General features: G+C 61.5%; 14 protein-coding genes. 8 read left to right on the top strand and 6 right to left on the bottom strand.

Annotated elements, in window-relative coordinates; all coding sequences use genetic code 11:
* Nucleotides 1-120: 120 nt before the first annotated feature.
* Nucleotides 121-1,353 (bottom strand): Zn-dependent hydrolase, encoded by a 1,233-nt coding sequence (locus AMS69_RS14640; RefSeq protein WP_053968791.1) that lies wholly within the window; start codon nucleotides 1,351-1,353, stop codon nucleotides 121-123.
* A 149-nt stretch (nucleotides 1,354-1,502) separates the two neighbouring features.
* Between AMS69_RS14640 and AMS69_RS14635 the strand changes: the two genes are divergently transcribed.
* Nucleotides 1,503-3,218 carry an N-acyl-D-amino-acid deacylase family protein gene (locus AMS69_RS14635; protein WP_053968896.1) on the top strand — a complete coding sequence of 572 codons (1,716 nt, stop codon included), beginning with the start codon at nucleotides 1,503-1,505 and terminating at the stop codon, nucleotides 3,216-3,218.
* 97 nt (nucleotides 3,219-3,315) lie between these two features.
* On the opposite strand, the gene AMS69_RS14630 is transcribed toward AMS69_RS14635, so the two are convergent.
* Nucleotides 3,316-4,434, bottom strand: a complete 1,119-nt coding sequence (locus AMS69_RS14630) for a BMP family ABC transporter substrate-binding protein (RefSeq protein WP_053968790.1) — start codon at nucleotides 4,432-4,434, stop codon at nucleotides 3,316-3,318.
* 195 nt (nucleotides 4,435-4,629) lie between these two features.
* Nucleotides 4,630-5,772 (bottom strand): BMP family ABC transporter substrate-binding protein, encoded by a 1,143-nt coding sequence (locus tag AMS69_RS14625; RefSeq protein ID WP_053968789.1) that lies wholly within the window; start codon nucleotides 5,770-5,772, stop codon nucleotides 4,630-4,632.
* Between the two features lie 308 nt (nucleotides 5,773-6,080).
* Here AMS69_RS14625 and AMS69_RS14620 point away from each other — a divergent pair, with 308 nt between their 5' ends.
* The 4 genes from AMS69_RS14620 to AMS69_RS14605 all read left to right on the top strand — a co-directional run bounded on the left by AMS69_RS14620 (nucleotide 6,081) and on the right by AMS69_RS14605 (nucleotide 10,971).
* Entirely contained in the window at nucleotides 6,081-7,745 is a 1,665-nt protein-coding gene (locus AMS69_RS14620) for an ABC transporter ATP-binding protein (RefSeq protein WP_053968788.1), read from the top strand.
* On the top strand, nucleotides 7,745-8,845 hold the full coding sequence (locus AMS69_RS14615) for an ABC transporter permease (protein WP_053968787.1): 1,101 nt from the start codon (nucleotides 7,745-7,747) through the stop codon (nucleotides 8,843-8,845). Before AMS69_RS14620 ends, AMS69_RS14615 begins: the two co-directional genes overlap by 1 nt.
* A complete protein-coding gene (locus tag AMS69_RS14610; RefSeq protein ID WP_053968786.1) occupies nucleotides 8,845-9,837 on the top strand; it encodes an ABC transporter permease in 993 nt (330 codons plus the stop codon). The genes AMS69_RS14615 and AMS69_RS14610 overlap by 1 nt, the downstream gene beginning before the upstream one ends.
* 99 nt (nucleotides 9,838-9,936) lie before the next feature.
* Complete coding sequence (locus AMS69_RS14605) at nucleotides 9,937-10,971, top strand: LLM class flavin-dependent oxidoreductase (RefSeq protein WP_053968785.1); 1,035 nt, start codon at nucleotides 9,937-9,939, stop codon at nucleotides 10,969-10,971.
* A gap of 2 nt (nucleotides 10,972-10,973) precedes the next feature.
* On the opposite strand, the gene AMS69_RS14600 is transcribed toward AMS69_RS14605, so the two are convergent.
* From AMS69_RS14600 to AMS69_RS14590, 3 genes are all read right to left on the bottom strand, one after another.
* Entirely contained in the window at nucleotides 10,974-12,380 is a 1,407-nt protein-coding gene (locus AMS69_RS14600) for a uracil-xanthine permease family protein (protein ID WP_053968784.1), read from the bottom strand.
* Between the two features lie 232 nt (nucleotides 12,381-12,612).
* Nucleotides 12,613-13,872, bottom strand: coding sequence for a threonine synthase (gene thrC / locus AMS69_RS14595; RefSeq protein WP_053968783.1), 1,260 nt, complete (start codon nucleotides 13,870-13,872; stop codon nucleotides 12,613-12,615).
* Nucleotides 13,873-14,031: 159 nt separating this feature from the next.
* Complete coding sequence (locus AMS69_RS14590; protein WP_053968782.1) at nucleotides 14,032-15,375, bottom strand: dihydroorotase; 1,344 nt, start codon at nucleotides 15,373-15,375, stop codon at nucleotides 14,032-14,034.
* A gap of 142 nt (nucleotides 15,376-15,517) precedes the next feature.
* On the opposite strand from AMS69_RS14590, the gene AMS69_RS14585 reads away from it, so the two are divergent.
* The 3 genes from AMS69_RS14585 to AMS69_RS14575 all read left to right on the top strand — a co-directional run bounded on the left by AMS69_RS14585 (nucleotide 15,518) and on the right by AMS69_RS14575 (nucleotide 18,974).
* On the top strand, nucleotides 15,518-16,816 hold the full coding sequence (locus AMS69_RS14585; RefSeq protein WP_053968781.1) for an amidohydrolase family protein: 1,299 nt from the start codon (nucleotides 15,518-15,520) through the stop codon (nucleotides 16,814-16,816).
* 304 nt (nucleotides 16,817-17,120) lie between these two features.
* A complete protein-coding gene (locus AMS69_RS14580; protein ID WP_053968780.1) occupies nucleotides 17,121-18,041 on the top strand; it encodes a hypothetical protein in 921 nt (306 codons plus the stop codon).
* An 84-nt stretch (nucleotides 18,042-18,125) separates the two neighbouring features.
* On the top strand, nucleotides 18,126-18,974 hold the full coding sequence (locus tag AMS69_RS14575) for a hypothetical protein (RefSeq protein ID WP_053968779.1): 849 nt from the start codon (nucleotides 18,126-18,128) through the stop codon (nucleotides 18,972-18,974).
* Nucleotides 18,975-19,015: the final 41 nt, after the last annotated feature.

Raw genomic sequence — 19,015 nt, 5'->3', positions numbered from 1 at the left:
GAAGAAATCACGGCCACGTCCCACTACATGAGACTAAACTGACACAGCTACGACAGACGTGCCGGGTGATGTGTGACATGTGGCAAATCTGTGACAAATACTTCCTGTAAATGGACCCGCTCATTCGGCGGCCTTCGCCTGCACGGCGTTCAGCAGCACCTCCGTCCCGGTGACGATGTCATCCCACTCGGTAAACTCGCTTTCGCGATGGCTAATCCCGTCGACGCTCGGGACGAAAATCATGCTCGTCGGGGCTATCTTGTTGAGGTAGTTCGCATCGTGGCCCGCGCCGCTGACCAGCCGCGTGTACTCACAGCCGACCGTCTCGGCGGCCTCGACAACCGTATCGATGCAGCCCTGATCGAACGGGTCTGCATCGACTCGCATGATTTCCTCGACCTCGTATTCAAGCCCTTCGCGCTCGGCGGCGTGGGCGATCTCCTCTCTGATCTGTTCGACGGCCGCATCGACAACGGCATCGTCGTATGAGCGGAAATCGAGCGTGAACTCCACCGTCTCGGGGATGACGTTGATGGCGTTTGGCCACACGTCGACACTGCCGACTGTGCCGACGAGGTCCGTTCCTTCGGTCGCCGTGATTCGCCGCACAGCGCGGGTTACGTCCGCCGTCGCTACGAAGGCGTCGTGGCGCATATCCATCGGCGTCGGCCCGGCGTGGTTTGCCTGGCCCTCGAAAGTGACGTTCAGCCAGGAAAAGCCGAACACGCCTTCGACAGCGGCGACTGGGATGTCCTGCTGTTCGAGAAACGGCCCCTGTTCCACGTGCATCTCAAAGTAGCAGTGGATATCGTCCGCTTCACAGGGCGTTTCGCCCTTGTATCCGATGCGTTCGAGTTCGTCGCCGAACCGCTTCCCGTCCTTGTCCTCGCGCTCGTACGCGTAGTCGAAGTCGAAAATATCACAGTAGACCCCGCTGCCGAGCATATCCGGCTGAAAGCGGACGCCCTCCTCGTTACTCCAGGCGACGACCTCTAGCGGGCGTTCGGTCGTCACCCCGGCGTCGTTGAACGCCTCGATGACTTCCAGTCCACCGAGGACGCCGATAACGCCGTCGTACCGCCCGCCGTTGTACTGGCTGTCGATGTGTGACCCGAACAGGACCGGCGCGGCGTCACCGTCGGCCCCCTCTCGGCGACCGAAGATGTTGCCCATTGTGTCGATACGGACCTCCAGCCCGGCCTCGCGGAACCACTCGACCAGCGTGTCCCGGGCCGCCTTGTTCTCGTCTGAGAGGCTCGGCCTGTTCACGCCGCCCGCCTCTGTCGCGCCGATTTCGTTAAACGTATCGAAGCGCCGTCTGAACCGCTCGCTATCGAGACTGACCGATGGCATTGGGTAGCTGTTCTGCGGTGTCGTCTTGAAGATTGCGTCGGGGTGGTGACACACAGATTGACAGACGCAGTGTGGCACGCGCTCGCCCGCTGTCACACACGGTTGAGACCACCGAAAGAGCCAAACGACCGTTCCGCGAGTCGACAGACATGACCGAGCCGAGTGTCGCGTCTATCGCGTTCCGAGACGCGCGGGTGCTGGACGGGAGCGGTCGCCCTCCGTTCACTGCGAGCGTGCGTGTCGCCGACGGTCGAATCGATGCCGTCAGCGAGGCCCCGCTTGACGCCGACCGCGTCGTCGATCTCGACGGGTCCTATCTCGCGCCGGGGTTCATCGATATGCATGCGCATTCGGAGCTTCGACTGTTCGAACAGCCCGGCGCAAAAGAGAAACTGACACAGGGGATCACGACGGAAGTCCTCGGCCAGGACGGTGTCAGCGTCGCGCCGGTGCCGCCAACCCTCACTGACGAGTGGGCGGAACGGGTCAAGTCACTCGACGGCACGCTCGGCGAAACGTGGCCGTGGCACACCGTTTCCGGCTATCTCGAGGCGCTCGAGTCCGCCGAACCCGCCGTCAACTGTGCGTACTACGCCCCACATGGCAACATCAGGTCGATGCTGGCCGGATTCGAGGACCGCCCACTCAGCGGTGAACACGTCGTCGCCGCCGGGCCAGTCACCAGTCATCGACTGCACAGACCGACGGCTGACCACGACACAGCGCCCGGTGAACTCGACGCGATTCGACAGGAGCTCGAAGTAGCGCTGGAAGAAGGCGCGTTCGGTATGTCTAAAGGGATGATATACCCGCCGAGTTCGTACGCCCGCGACGACGAACTGGTGGCGCTGGCGGACACGCTCGCCAAGCGTGACTCGTTTATGATCTCACACGTCTGGAACGAGACGGACCGCGTGGTTGAGTCTATCGACCGGTATCTGGACATCTGCCGCCGCGGCGGCTGTCACGCCCATGTCTCCCATCTCAAAGTCGGGGGCCAGCAGAACTGGGGGAATTCCGAGGCTGTCCTCGACCTGTTCGACGATGCCGTTGCCCGGGGCCAGCGGGTCACCTTCGACCAGTACCCCTACACCGCCGGATCGACGATGCTCACCGCGCTATTGCCGCCGTGGGCGCGACAGGGTGATTCGGAAGCCATCCGTCACCGCCTCAACTCCACAGCAGTTCGGGACCGCATCGCAGCCGACATCTCTCAGCCGGGCGACTGGGAGAATCTCGCGTACGCCGCTGGCTCGTGGGACAACATCCTCATTACGCGGACGGGAAGCGGACGCTATCAGGGCGACACCATCGCAGACATCGCCGCCGAGGTTGACAGCGAGCCGGTCGACGCGATGTGTGACCTGCTTGTCGCGGAAGAGTTGGACGTGACGATGGCGGACTTCGTGATGGCCGAAGAGGACATCGAGCGGTTTCTCGCGGACGACCGCGGCACGTTCTGTACGGATGGGATCTTCGGCGGCAAGCCCCACCCGCGGGCTATCGGGGCGTTCAGTCGCATCCTCGAACGATACGTCCAGGAGCGGGACGTGCTCTCGCCGGAACTGATGGTCCACAAGGCCGCCGGCAACCCGGCCGATATCCTTGGCCTCAGGGACCGCGGCTACATCCGCGAGGGATACGTCGCGGATCTCGTTGCTTTCGACCTCACCTCGGTGTCGGCGAATGCGACGTACGAGAACCCGTTCCAGTTCTCCGACGGGATGGAGTACGTCCTCGTCGGCGGCGAGATCGCCGTCCGAGACGGCGAACTGACCGGCGAGCGAAACGGCGACGTGCTTCGCTCCTACGAGGAGTGGGGCGGGGCGTCCCGTCCGGAACTCGACCGCGCTGTCGACGAGTGAGCGGCTGGTGCCTGTTGCCACCGGCTGACCGTGACTGACCGGCCCGACTGCTAGCTACCGGTCGGCGGTGTCGAACTGCAAAACGGAAGAACCCCTCTTACTCCGGAACCTCGGCGTCGACGGCGTCGACGAAGCTGTTCATCTCCTGGAAGAGGAACTCGTCGCTCTCACCCTCGAACGGCGAGCCGGCCCAGACGTCGAGGTCGCCGTTGACGATTTTCTCTTCCGTTTCGGCGACGGTGTCTTTGACCTCCTGTGGGACCGCCGGCCCCCACTCGTCGAGCGCAGGGAGGTTCGTCTCCATGCCGCCCCAGAAGGCGTCGGATTCCCAGGTCCCGTCCCGGACCGCAGAGATGGTCGGGTCGTAGATCTCTTCCCAGTTCCAGACCGGCGAAATGAGGTAGTTGTCACCGCCGAACTCGCCCATCGGCGCGTTGTAGCCGGAGGCCCACACGTCCGCCTCGTTTGCGGCCCTGACCGGAGCGGGAGAGTCCTGCTCCTGTGAGATAACGTCACAGCCCTCGTCGATGAGTGAGTTGGCGGCCTGTTTCGAGGTCTGTGGGTCGAACCACGCGTTGACCCACCGGATTTTGAACGTCGCGTCCGGGTTCACCGACCGCGCACCGAGCGCCATCGCATTGATAGAACGGATGACTTCGGGAATCGGGAACGCGGCGACGTAGCCGATGGTGTTGTTTTCGGTCACCATCCCGGCGGCCTGCCCGGCGAGATACCGGGGCTGGTAGATCCGACCCATGTACCGCCCCATGTTCTCCCGGGTTCGATAGCCGGTCGCGTGCTCGAAGTAGGTGTCGGGATACTGTTCCGCAATGTTGAACATTGGGTCCTGGTAGCCAAACGTCGTCCCGAAGACGATGTCGGCGTCACCCTGCGCGTATTGCTCGAATACGCGTTCCGAGTCTTCCGGCGCGACAGCCTCTGTGTACTCGGTTTCCAGCCAGTCGTACTTTTCGTCAACCGTCTTTCGGCCTTCATCGTGGGCCCAGGACCACCCGAGGTCGCCCACCTCTGAGATGTACACCCAGGCGGCGGTGACGGAGTCGGACCCGGAGCCTCCATCGCCGCCGGTCGTTGTCCCGTCAGTCGTCTCACCGTCGCCGCTCCCGCCACTACAGCCGGCTAGTGCGGTTACTCCTGTTGCCCCAAGCGCGCCCAGCATCTCCCGCCGCGATATCGTTCGGTTGGTATTCACCATTACTGAACTGGGTAGAGGTAGCGGAAACTCCTACTTAAGCGATACCATTCTTGACCTTGCAGCGAACGAATAGATCTGATTAAAATTGGGCAGAAACTCCATACAATCCGGAATAGTACTACGAACGTGGTTATATACGCCTGCGGACCACAGCAACCCCCAGGCGAGTACTGCAGTCGAAAAGCGGTGGCGGGATCAGTTCGGGACCTCACCTTCGACGGCGTCGACGTAGCTACTCATCTCCTGGAAGAGGAACTCGTCGCCCTCGCTTTCGAATGCCGAACCGGCCCAGATGTTCAGGTCGCCGTCGAGTATCGCTGCTCGTGACTCCGAAACGGTGTCTTTCGCTTCCTGGGGCACTTCTGGCCCCCAGTCGTCCAGACTACAGATGCCCGACTCGATGCCTTTCCAGTACGCGTCGGATTCCCAGGTCCCGTCTCTGACGGACTCGATAGTCGGACCGTAGAACTCTTCCCAGTGCCAGATCGGGGAGGTGAGATAGTTCTCGCCGGCGATGTCGCCCATCGGAGCGTCGTAGCCGGTCGCCCAGATACCTGCATCAGAGGCCGCTCTGAGCGCTGCGGGGGAGTCTTGGTGCTGGGCCATTACGTCGACGTCTTCGTCCAGCAGGGCGTTCGCCGCCTCGCTCTCGGTCGGCGGGTCGAACCAGGAGTTCGTCCATCTGACTTTCAGCGTCGCGCTGTCGTTGACAGACGCGGCCCCGAGTGCGTAGGCGTTGATGCCACGAATGACCTCCGGAATCGGGAACGCCGCCACGTATCCCAGCGTGTCGGTCTCTGTTACGGTCCCCGCGGCCTGTCCGGCGAGATACCGGGGCTGATAGATCCGGCCCATGTACCGTCCCATGTTCTCCATCGTCAGGTAGCCGGTGTTGTGTTCGAAGTATGTGTCGGGGTATTGCTCCGCCACGGACGCCATCGGGTCCTGATACTCGAACGTACAGCCGAAGATGATGTCGGCGTCGCCCTGTGCGTACTGCTCGAACACCCGTTCGGAATCAGCGGGGGCAACAGCCTCGGTGTACTCTGTCTCTAGCCAGTCGTACTCTGCTGCGACTGCCTTCCGACCCTCATTGTGTGCCCAGGACCAGCCGAGGTCACCGACCTCGGAATTGTACACCCACGCGGCGGTGACCGAATCCATGCCGTCACTGCTGGTCCCGGTCCCCGCAGCGGCTCCCCCGTCGGCGGTGCCGGTCCCGCCCCCGTTGTCGCCGTCATCACCGCCACCGCTGCAACCGGCCAGTCCGGTAATTCCTGCTGCCCCAAGCGCTGCCAGTAACTCTCGTCTCGATCTAGTGTGACTCTTGTCAACCATTGACTAACCGGGTAGCCATTGCAGAATCAGTGACTTAAATTGTTCCGTTCACGCAGCTTTCGCTACCCTATTATTCAGATATCCGCTATAGAATTGGACCAATATAGCTATATCTGGCAACTATCTGGATTATATGTTAATACTATTGTCGGCGTCGACAAACGCAACCCAGATCGACAACAGTCGCTAGCACACGACAACTGATACTTGGCAAATGTCCGGCATTTCCCGGTCTGGACGGCGAATATGGCTACCTTTGGAAACAATTATGCCACTACATTGTTGATACCCGGCCAAGACCAGAGAGCATGTCCGAACACACCACGCTCAGGATGGAGGGGATTCTGAAGGAGTTCCCCGGGGTCGTCGCCAACGACCACGTCAACCTCTCCGTCGAGCGCGGCGAAATTCACGGCCTCCTCGGCGAAAACGGTGCGGGAAAGAGTACACTGATGAAGATTCTGTACGGGCTCTACTCGCAGGACGACGGCGACATCTATCTCGACGGCGAGCGACTCGATCTTGAGTCGCCACAGGACGCCATCGACGCCGGTATCGGGATGGTCCACCAGCACTTCATGCTGATACCACGCCTGACCGTCGCCGAGAACGTCGTACTCGGTGAACGCGAACCGGCCACAGCGTTCCGCAGCGATTCGGCGGACAGCTGGCTTCCGGCGGCAGTTCGGAACAACAGTCTCGTCCAATCGCTTGCCGGCCAGTTTTCGTTAGGCCTCGACGTGCCCGAACAACGGATTCAGGCGTTAGCGGACCAGTACGGGTTCGACATCGACGTGAGTGCAAAGATCTGGGAGCTTGATGTCGGCCAGCAACAGCGCGTCGAGATACTCAAAGCGCTGTATCGCGATGTTGACCTCCTGATTCTCGACGAACCGACCGCGGTTCTCACGCCGACCGAGGCCGAGCGGCTCTTCGACTCGCTCGAACGGCTGACCGACGAAGGACTCTCGATAATTTTCATTACGCACAAGCTCACAGAGGTCGACGCTATCGTCGACCGGGTGACAGTACTCCGGGAGGGAAAAAACGTCGGCACCGCCGAGGTGTCGTCGGTCACCCGTGCAGACCTCGCGGAGATGATGGTCGGCCGTGAAGTCCTGTTCGAGATCGACAGGGACGCGGTCGACCTCGGTGACCCGGTCCTGCGCGCACGCGGAGTAAAGGCCACCGATAACCGAAATATCGAAGCCCTTTCGGGCGTCGACCTGACGGTTCGGCAGGGCGAAATCGTCGGTATCGCGGGCGTAAGCGGCAACGGCCAGAAAGAACTCGCCGAGGTCATGGCTGGCATCCGTGACGTGACGGCCGGCGAGATACTGGTCAACGGTGAAGATATCACCGGCGCGAAACCGAAGACGTTCGTCGACAGCGGTGTCTCGTTCGTCCCCGAGGATCGACTCCAGTATGGCTGTGCGGAGGATCTCTCGGTAATGCACAACGCCACGATGAAGGACTTCAGAGACGGCCGGTTCGGCGACCGGCCGTTCCTTGACTACGGGAAACTCCGTGACTACGCCGAAACGCTGGTCGATGAGTTCGATGTTCGCGGTGTCAGCGACGTGACCGAGACAAAAGCCGGTGACCTCTCCGGCGGGAACCTCCAGAAGCTCATCCTGGCGCGGGAAATCTACCGCGACCCGGACCTGCTCGTCGCCAACCAACCCACCCGTGGCGTCGATGTCGGGGCAATCGAGTTCATCAGGGAGACGCTGCTCGAACAGCGCAAGGCAGGTACCGGCATCATCCTCCTCTCGGAGGACTTGGACGAAATCTTCGACCTGAGCGACCGGATTCTCGTCGTCTACGAGGGCGAGTTCGTCTACGAGACGACACCGGCCGAGGCCGACCGGGAACGGATCGGTCTGGAGATGACTGGCGGTGGTGGCGACGATGGGGGCGAGGTAGACACATCGCCGCCCTCCCCCGGAGTCACGCAGGGGAGTGAGAGCTGATGAACGTCGCAGTAACCGTCGACGCACGCGAGGACATTCCCGTCTGGTTGGCGTACGGGACACCCGTGTTCACGGTTCTCGCCGCGCTGGCGGTCAGCGCTATCGCGCTGGTCGTCCTTGACGTGAACCCTATCGCGGCGTACGCGACGATGTTCGTCGACACGCTCGTTACCGAGTTCGGCCTCACTGAGACGCTGACGAAGGCAGTGCCACTGATTTTGACCGGCCTTGCGGTGTATCTCCCGCTGAAGGCGGGCCTGTTCAACATCGGGGCCGAGGGCCAGCTCGTCGCCGGCGCGCTCGCGGGGACCTGGATCGGCCTCAACGTCTCGCTCCCGGGTCTGGCGCTAGTCCCGCTGATGTTCGTCGCTGCGGCCGTAGCCGGCGGTATCTGGGCTGGTATCCCGGCGTACCTGCGTGCGAAGTGGGATGTCAACGAAATCATCACGTCGCTGCTGCTTACCTTCGTCGCGCTCGAACTCCAGAGTTACCTGCTCCGCGGGCCGATGCAGGGCGGGACCGGGAACTTCCCGCAGTCGGAGCGGTTCTCCGAGGCCGCGACGATTCCTGAACTGGTAAGCGGCGTCCACGCCGGTCTGCTCGTCGCCATCGTGATGGTCGCGGTGACCTACGTCCTGATGACGAGAACGCGGCTCGGATTCGAGATCACGTTCGTCGGTTCGAACGACGAAGCCGCCCAGCAGGCGGGCATGAGCAAGTACTACGTGTATCTCTTCGTGTTCGTCGTCGGGGGCGCGTTCGCGGCTATGGGCGGCATCAGCGAAATTGCCGGTGCCCAGGGACGGTACCGCGCCGGGTTCGAACCAGGGTACGGCTTTACGGCCATTCCGATTGCGCTGCTTGGACGCAACAGCGCGGTCAAAGTGCTGCTCGCGGGCCTGTTCTTCGCCGTCCTGTTCGTCGGCGGGTCGAGCATGGAGGTGGCGTTCGGCGTGCCCGCGGCGCTGGTCGAGATCATTCAGGCGCTGGTCATTCTCTTCCTGATCACGGCGGAATTCTTCAAGAGCTACCGCGTCGGTATCGATCTAAAACGCGGGCCAGCAGAGACGCCTGCCAAGCCACAGCGGGGTGACGACTGATGGTGACCTTCATCGCCGGCCTGCTTGATGCCACAGTTCAGGCGGCGACTGTGCTCCTCCTCGCTGGGATGGGAGAACTAATCAGCGAGCGGGCGGGCGTCCTCAACCTCGGCGTCGAGGGGATGATGCTCGTCGGCGCACTTGGTGGGTTTATCACCACTGTCGTCACGGGGAGCCACTGGCTCGGATTCGGCGTCGGCATCCTCCTCGGGATGGTACTGGCACTGGTCCATGCGTTCCTCTGTATCACGCTGAAGTCGAATCAGGTCATCAGCGGCGTCATGCTGACGCTGTTGGGGACCGGGCTGACGACGTTCTTCGGCTCCGGGTGGGTCGAGGAGTCCATCGACGGGTTCCCGCAGATGACCCTCCCGCTCGTCGGACAGTATCTCGTCGACCTCCCGGTTATCGGCGAAGCGCTCTTCAGGAGTACGGCGACGGACTACCTCGCCCTCGGCCTGTTGGTCGTGGTCTGGTACTTCCTACACCACTCGAACCTCGGACTGGAGATGATTGCGGTTGGTGAGGACCCCGAGATGGCGGACACGATGGGCGTGTCCGTGTTCCGGCTGCGGTATCTGGCGGTACTCATCGGTGGTGGGTTCGCCGGTGCGGCCGGAGCCCACCTCTCGCTGGCCTTCTCACAGCTCTGGGTCCCCGGCATGACCGCGGGCCGGGGATGGATTGCCGTTGCACTGGTCATTTTCGCGCAGTGGCGGCCGCGCCGGATGCTCGTCGGGGCGTACCTGTTCGGGCTGCTCGACGCGTTGCGCATTCGCTCGCAGTCGATTTCGCTGACGCTGGGTCCTGACGCGCCGCTCGCCGGGGTTATTAACCCGATCGTCGAGTTCCTCATGACGCCACAGATCATGGGGACGTACCCCTATCTGGCGACGATTATCGTGCTGGCCTACGCCGTCATCCGGACGAAAAGCGACCAGCTCGCGGTCCCGTCGGCGCTGTTGCAGTCCTATAGCCGCGAGACGGATTGATTGGTCCGCGACGCGCGCCAGTATCGGCGGCCACACCTCCCACAGACCGTGTGTGTGGCCAAATCTATTTATCCATATTCGCTGAATCTCGCATGTCTCATGAGCGCCAATCAGGTCTTCGAGAGAGGCGACCGTGTCGGTCTCTACCTCCAGGACAAACACTCGCTAGAAGAGAACGTAGAACTCGTGCAGTACGCAGAGGAGCAGGGCATCGACGAAATCTGGCAGGCCGAATCGCGACTCGCACGCGACGCCGTGTCCCCGCTCGGCGCGTACGCCGCGGTCACCGACGACATCAAACTCGGGACCGGTGTCATCAACAACTGGACGCGTAACACGGCGCTGATAGCGCAGTCGATGAGCACGCTAGAAGAACTCGCCGGTCCGGACCGCATCATGTGCGGTATCGGGGCCTGGTGGGACCCACTGGCTGAGAAAGTCGGCATCGACCGCAGCGGCGCACTGCGGGCGATGCGTGAATGCGTCGAGGTGACGCAGGACCTGCTCGATATGGAGAACGTCACCTACGACGGCGAGTTCGTCCAGATGCGGGACGTGGAACTGGACGTCGTCCACGGCGACGACGGGCCACGCACCGTGCCAGTCTACGTTGGCGGGACCGGGTTCAAGATGCTGGAACTCACTGGTCACTTCGCCGACGGCGCGCTGTTGAACTACCTCGTCAGTCCGGAGTACAACAAGAAGGCCCTTGATGCACTGGAGACCGGAGCGGAGCGCGGAGACCGCTCGCTTGACGACATCGACCGACCACAACTGGTCGTCTGTTCGATGGACCACGACGAGGAGAAAGCTCTGGATAACGCCCGCGAACTCATCACGCAGTACCTCGGGCAACAGCCCCATATCATGAAGGCCAGCGGCGTCAGCCAGGACCTCATCGACGAGGTGGGCGAGACAATCGGCGGGTGGCCGGCTGACCACGAGGACATTCAAGAGGGGATGCATCTCATTCCGGACGACGTGGTTCACAAACTCACCGCCAGCGGCACGCCAGAACAGTGCCGAGAGAAAGTCCGGGAGTACGCAGAGACTGGCTGTCAGTGTCCCATTCTCTACCCGCTGGGCGACGACCGGCGGCTGCTGATCGACGAGTTTGCCGACGGCTACCTGTAGGCTCAGTCGTCGTCAACCGGCGGCGCGCCGGCACCGGTGTCGGTCGGACTCGGCTCCAGCCCGGCGGTGTATTCCGTCGGCCCCGTTCCGACGCTCCCACCCGGGAACACGATGTTGAGAACGAGGGCAGCCATCCCGCCGGTGACGAGCGCGGACCCGAACAGCGTCTGAACCTCTGACGGGAAGTTCTGGAGGATTTCTGGGCGGAACGCGACCCCAAGGCCCAGCGCCATCGACAGTGCTAAGATAGTCGAGTTACGGTGGTCGAGTTCGACGTTTTGTGTGATGAGGCGTGCTCCTGAGGAGAATATCATCGCAAACAGAATAAGCGCGCCGCCGCCCAGCACCGCGTCGGGCATCGCTGAAACGACCGCGCCGACTTTTGGGACAAACCCGAGTGCCAGCAGGACGACGCCCCCGATGCCGGCGACGTACCGGCTGGCGACCCCGGTGAAGTTCACCAGGCCGACGTTCTGCGAGAACGACGTATTCGGGAGCGCGTTGAACACAGCGCCGAATACGCTCATCACGCCGTCGGCGACGAGGCCGCCGCGGATTTCCTCCCGGGTAGCGTCCCGGCCGGTGGCGGACACCGTCCCCGAGATATCACCGATAGTCTCCATGCCGGTGACGATGTAGAGGAACGCCACGGTGACGACGGCGCTTGGCTCGAAGGCGAGGCCGTACTTGAGCGGGACCGGAACCGTAACCCAGCCGGCAGCGGCGACGGCCGAGAGGTCGACCACGCCCAGCGCGAGCGCGACGAGGTAGCCGACGACGATGCCCACGAACACGCTGATGACGCGGAGAAACCCCTCGAAGAACTGATTCAATCCGACTGTGACAATCAGAACGAGCCCCGCGAGGCCGAGGTTCACGAAAGAGCCGTACCCTTCCGCCGATGGGCCGGCCGAGGCCCCAGCGGCGTAGTTCATCCCGGTGGGGATGAGCGTTAGCCCGATGAGCATCACGACGATGCCGGTGACCAGCGGCGGGAAAAACCGCCTGAACCGGTCGAACGAAACTCCCATGATGACCTCGACGGGCGCGGCAAGCAGCGACGCACCGAAGACAGCGGCGATACCGAACTGGTTGCCGATGCCGATAAGTGGGCCGAGAAACGCGAAGCTGGTTCCCATGACCACCGGAAGCCGCGCGCCGACGGGCCCGACCGGGTACGCCTGAACAATGGTTGCGATACCGGCGACGATGAGCGCCATCTGGACGAGAAACGTCGTCTCACCTGTGACTGAGCCGACGGCCCCCGCGAGAATAAGTGGGGGCGCGACGTTGCCCAGAAACATCGCGAGCACGTGCTGGATGCCGAGCGGGATTGCCTTCCCCAGCGGCGGTTTGTCCTCGATATCGTACAGTACGACTGATTGCTGTTCTCTCTCCGGGCCGCTCATGAGACGCCATCCAGTCGCCTGTCTTTTCAATCCACCTACTAGAATCCTTATACCAATATATGTGTTTAACTTTACCCGAGATACCTATTCGTCTGTCTCTCGAACAGGTGATATTTGTCGGATATGTGATCCGCTTCACTTTCAAACTGTAGCCGCTTGTCTTGCCAGTGTGCCGAATCTGATCGCAAAACGAAAGCGTGCTGGTCCGTGCTGGGGCAACCGTCCGATAGCGTCAGTCGTCGGCCGCGGCTTCCTCGGCCGTGCCGTACAGGCCTTCGACCTCCGCGATTTTGGGGTCGATTCGGTCTACTCCACCGGTCGCCTTCTCGGCGCTTTTCGTGTCTTTCAGACCGAAACCGGTGGATACTACGACGACGGTTTCGTCCTGTCCGATGATACCCCGGTCGAGTGCCGTCTGGACGCCGGCAATAGGCGCTGCTCCCGCCGGCTCAGAATAGATCCCTTCGGTGCTGCCAAGTAGCGTTTCGGCCTCCAGAATCTCCTCATCGGAGACCAGCACGCTCGTTCCACCGCTCTGTTCCAGCGCGCGGCAGGCCTTGATCGTGTTCCGCGGCCGTCCGACCGCGATTGAATCGGCCAGCGTTTCGGCGATGTCGTCGATGTCCTCGTGGTCGTGGAAGGCGTCGTGGATGGCCGACGCGCCCTCGGCCTGGACGCCGAGCATCTTCGGGTGGTCGTCGACGTAGCCGAGGTCGTAGAACTCCTTGAACCCCTTCCAGGCACCGGCTATCGTACAGCCGTCACCCATCGAGAACACGACCCAGTCCGGGACGTGTCCGCGGGCGATGGACTGGTCAGCGAGTTCGTGACCGACGGTGCGCTTGCCCTCGACCTGGAACGGATTGATGGCGGCGTTGCGGTTGTACCAGCCGTACTTCTCGGTGACTTCGACGCTGAGGTCGTAGGCTTCGTCGTAGCTGCCGTTGACAGCGAGGACGTCCGCACCGTAGACGAGCGGCTGCGCGAGTTTGCCCGTGGGAGCGTCACCGGGAACGAAGATGCGACAGTCCATCCCGCCGCGGGCGGCATAGCCCGACAGCGATGCGGCGGCGTTGCCCGTCGAGGCGCAGGTGATGATGTCGCGGCCGGCGTGTCTGGCCTTCGTGACCGCGATAGCGCTGGCGCGGTCCTTGAAACAGCCCGTCGGGTTGCGGCCGTCGTCCTTGACGAGCGTCTCGACGCCCAGCGCGTCGCTGAGGTTCGGCGCGTCGAAGAGGTCCGTCCCGCCCTCGTTGAGCGTGACCACGTCGGCGTCTTCCGCGACCGGGAGGAACGCCTCGTACTTCCACTGGCTCGCTATCGGCCCGCCGAGGTCGCCGTCGAAGGCGTCGTCGATGGCGTCGTAGTCGTACGTTACTTCGAGAATCCCCTTCACGCCCTCGTGTTCGGGGCAGGTGTAGATGACCTGGTTCGGGTCGTACTCCGCCCCACAGAGTGTACACTCGAGGGTTGTGACTTGCGTCATGCCCATACTACACTCTGAGTACAACCGGGCATAAAACCGTACTGTGGCTCCAACTCGATTGTGAGGCGAAGCGCCTCTGTCGTGGCTGCCACACCCTCACACACGCCCCGCACAGGACACACATCTATTTGTGAACTGAATATCAGGTCGACGGACAGCAAAACGCTACAGCGGGCGGTCCAGAAACTGGCCACGGCCCGCTGTTGACTGTACCTCGTGGTCCGTTGCGACGATCTCACCGCCAGCGATGACTGTGTCCACGCGCGCACTCCAGTGCTGTCCCTCGTATGGCGTCCAGCCACCGACGAACGTATAGTCGTCGGCAGTGACCTCGTACTCCTCAGTCCGAATGAGCACCAAGTCCGCATCTGTTCCGGGCTGCAGCGAGCCTTTCTCGGGATAGATACCAGCGTTCCGGGCCGGAGCCGCACACACGAGTTCGCGGAGCCGCGGCCAAGATATGCGGTCTTCGTGGACGCCGTCGCTGACGAGGAACTCGACCATCGTTTCGACGCCCGGGAGGCCGGCGTAGGGCTCCCAGATGTCCTCCCAGCCGGCTTCGCGTGTCTCGCGGTAAGTCGGGAAGTGATCTGTGCCGACAAGGTCGATTGTCCCGTCCTGTACAGCATCCCAGAGCCGCTCTCGCTCGGTGTCGGATTTGAGGCTTGGATTGACCTTCAAGAACGGTCCCTTTTCGGCAACGTCACCCTTCGAGAAGGCCAGGTACTGTGGACAGGTTTCGAGCGTAACCGGAACGTTGGCTCGTGATTTGAAGCGCCCGGCCTCGCGCGCGCCGCTCCCGCTTGAGATGTGGACGACGTGTAATGGACAGTCGGCGTATTCTGCGACATAGCCTGCCCGAGAGATCGCGTCAAGTTCGGCTTCCAGCGGTCGTGAGTCCATGTACACGTCGGGCTCGTCGCCGTCGATAGTCGACCGTGCGTCGTCGAGCAGTCCTTGCGTCTCACAGTGAACGCGTACTGCTCCGCCGGCATCGCTGACACGCCGCATGAGCCGAGCGATGGTTTCGTCGTCAGCCAGATACGGGTCAGCGGTAAATGTCTTGAAATCTGCCGTTCCGGCGTCCATGATGCCGGCCACGTCGATGTCCGGGTCCTGCACGTTGCCCGCAACGAGGCCGAAATCGACGTGGGCCAGCGCCGAGCACGTCTCCGCCTTCTCCTGCAGTGCCTCTGGGGTTGTGATGGGTGTCTGCGTCGGTAACTCGATGACCGTCGTCACTCCACCGGCGACCGCACTCGCGGTCTGTGACGCGAAGTCGATCCCGTCCGGAAACAGCTCGTCGTCGTGCATGTGCGTGTGCACGTCGATAGCCCCCGGAAGCGCGATCATGCCGTCCGCGTCGATGACAGTCTCCGGGTCACTGGGTGTCGGGACCGACGACGGCGGACCAGCAGCGTCTATCGTCCCGCCGGAAATAGCTATTTCGCCGTGTTGAACGCCTCCCCCCGTCACCAGCTGTGCGTCTGTAATGTGAACCTCTGTCATGCTGTAACGGCCCGGGCGAATGACGAAAACAGTTGGTGTGTGAGACGCCACATCTGTCGCACACACTGGTTGTGATACAGTGGCTGCTAAGGCTGTTCTGGGGCGGCGTAGCTTTTAGTCGGTTGATGGTTTCCCCCTACCTGTGATACTGAACGCAGGGACGCTCATCACCATGGACGATGAGCGAACGGTCCGGTCGGAGGGACACGTCGTTGTCGAGAACGGTGATATCGTCGCTATCGAGGACGGCTACGCGTCGGGGGGCGACGTGATTGACGCCACTGACGAAGTCGTTATTCCGGGACTGGTGAACTGCCATACCCACATGTACGCGCTCCCGATACGCGGCGCGCCCCTCGATGCGTCACCTGAGAGCTTCTACGAAGCGCTTGTCGACATCTGGTGGAACGTCGACGAGGCGTTTACCGAACGTGACGCTCGCCTGTCTGCACTGGGTTCCTGTGCCGAAATGCTTCAAAGCGGCGTCACTACGTTCTGTGACAACTACTCTGGGCCGAACACGCTGCCGGGCGGTCTCGATGCCGTTGCCGAGGGGGTGTCACAGACGCCGATCCGCGGGATGATTTCCTTCGAGACGACAGCCCGAAACTCCGAGGCCCAGGCCAGAGACGGCATCGCGGAGAACAAGCGATTCATCGACGAAGCGGAAGACCGGTACGACTCCGTGTCCGGCCACTACTGCCTCCACACGCTGTTCACCAACACCGAAGACATCGTGGGAGAGTGCGTCGACAGGGCGACCGACGACGACCGCCCTATCCAGATACATCTCGAAGAGGGACTGGTCGACGTTCACGAATCCATTGCCGACTACGGGAAACGACCGGTGCCAGCGTTAGAAGACATGGGCTTTTTCGACGCCGAAGTCATCGCCGCCCACTGCGTCCATTCCACCGAGTCCGAAATCGAAATTCTCGCGGAAAACGATGTGAGCGTCGCTCACAACCCCTATTCTAACATCAACAACGCCGTCGGTGTCGCCGATGTGGAAACGATGCAAGCCCACGAGATGACAATCGGACTCGGTGATGACGGGTGGGATCCGGATATGTTCGAGACTATGCGTTCGGCCGTCGGTATACACAAACTCAAGCAACGCAACCCGAGCGGCTTCGACATGGCCACCGCCCTCGAATGGGCGACAATCGGCAGTGCGGCGGTGCTGGGAATGGACGACGCTGTTGGTAGTATCGAGGTCGGCAAACGCGGTGATTTCGTCACGCTGGATCTGGGACCGAATCCGGTGCTGGACGAAAGTGCGCCCTACTACGTCGTTAGCGCCGCAAGCCGTGGGGACGTGACCCGGACGATTATCGACGGGGTGCCTGTGTACGACCAGAACTCAGGCGTCGCTGGTGTCGACGATTCGGACATGGCCGCCGTCGGCGATGCGAGTGCCGAACTCTGGGACCGGTTGTAAGCACGTTGTCGGATCGGTGTAATCCTCACTTGTTGCCGTTCAGGCCCGAACAATAACATCCTTAGTGTGTGAATTTAGTTTGGTGATATCTCTCGTGACGGCGCTTCTCCGACAGCGCATATATTTACACCCTTAGGGTGTATATTATTGGTTGGAATTCTGATTTCACCGCCAATGTGCACATTCTGTACACACGGTATTCCCCTCCAGCGTGGACGAGGGGCCAAATCTGTCTACACAGTATATTGTAGCAAATATTTCTGGTTCCCATATGTAATAGTGGGGCTGTGTGCGTGAGTGTCATATGGTAGTTAGTGACGCCTTTGAGACTTTCACGCAGGTACTCGAATGCCTCGACTCGTCTGACACTGAGGTCAAGTCGGTCTCAGTGAAGGGTCAGACGACCGCGGATAACGATGAAATCAGCGCCGATCTGACGCTCGCAACGCCGGTGTTCGGTGGGATCTCGATCCACGATGACGTATCCGTTGACGCGGAGGAGTTCGATGTGACTGACAAACGGATTGAGATTGACGTGACTGTTACCGTCCCCGTCGGAACCGACATACCGGTTCCATCAGACGGGGAGAATGACACGGCCAACGAACTGGCGGACACCCTCTCGCAGTCGGATTCCGTGCCAGCATACAAAGACCCCGAGGCACTCCGGGCGGCCTACGACGCCTGCGATACGTTCCCGGAGATGACCGAAGCGCTTGACGCCGATGTCACCTCCGAAACGGTCCGTCGGTACATGGTGGAGTACGATATCCATGACCCGACTGACACGACGCCACAGGCAGGCGGACTCAGCCTCGCAGACGTGCAGGGTGATTCCGACACCGATTCCGCTCCGTCCGACGGGGCAGACCCTTCTGACGACAGGGAGAGCGACACCAGTCAAGCCGAAAGACCGGACGGACTGGGAGCCAGATCTGTCGCTGAACTGCTCGCTGAGGCGGACTCGCAGGACAGCGACGACAATCTCGTCGCCGATGGACTCGGTATCTCTCGGGACGTGACGGTGGCTGAGCTCGCACAGACTGTTACCCAGGCCACGTCTCTGGACGAGGTAACCCAGCGGCTTGAGTTGAGCCAGACGCACGCACGGAGGTTACTGTCGGAGCTGGATCTCCTTGACCTCGTCACTCATCGGCTAGCAGCAAATCAGATCCGTGTCTCAAACGCCGAAATCAAGCGCCGTATCACTGGCACCAGTCAGTGACGAACCTCCCCGGTGGTCGCGCGGAGAATTAACCTTCATTATAAAAGGAAAACGTTTTTGTAGTCTGGTTTGGATGTGGGATAAATGGCAACCATTCGCGTGCGCGACTGGACGAAAGAACAGATAGAGAAAATACGAGACACAGAGTCGCATTCCTCGCATGACTCGGTTATCAAGTCACTACTGAAAGACAGGAAGCTGGCCAAGTACGCGGACGATGACACAGCGCCCGTTCCGGAGTCGCCATCCGAGGCCCGGATGACCGACCCTGACACCACCTTCGAGGATCTGACCGTACTCGGCGAACTCTCCGGTGCGGACAACGGGGTCTTGTTTCTCTGGTGTCCCAGTTGCGGGAACGAACTGGCGCACTTGACTGCTGATAACCCGCTTGGCCTGTCCGTGTTCGAGATCGAATGCCAGCGCTGTCTCACCCATCTTGACAGACACGCCGTCGTTGCCATCGAGATCGGCTATCCGATCGAGCAGAAACTGGTCGAAGACTGCCTGCAAGACGACCTCAGGGAGTGCGTCGTCGACTACTGGGATCGGACGCTCGACTCTGCCACTGTCGGTGCGCTTGACGACGATCTCGACCCGGCACATCTCGTCTGGCAGTTCGACCAGTATCTTCGGCAGTTTTCGTGGGAATGGCCGGCGGATGTCCCTGTTGTCGGCTTTGCCACGGGCGAAACCTACCGCAACTCCGCCACCGGAGAGTACCTCGAAGTCATCGAACCAGTCTCGGAGAACCGGAACGCGATGGATTCGTTCAAGATCCGGCGGTACGCCGGTGACCCAGAAACCCACGACGGTGACACAGAAATCCTCGACAGTACCACTGTTGTCGACCACATTGTTAATCGCCGATTGCTTCTCGAAGGGCGTACTGATTCGGCGTCACTGCCCGAGTCGTCCGAACCGACAACGTGACCGACGCAGTCTCTGCACAGCTGTTGTCCTCTACTCGCCGA

It is taken from the genome of Haloarcula rubripromontorii (assembly GCF_001280425.1).
In the GTDB taxonomy this organism is placed as follows: Archaea; Halobacteriota; Halobacteria; order Halobacteriales; family Haloarculaceae; genus Haloarcula; species Haloarcula rubripromontorii.
Note: the sequence above shows the minus strand (reverse complement) of the source record. Positions and strands in the feature narration are given on the sequence as shown.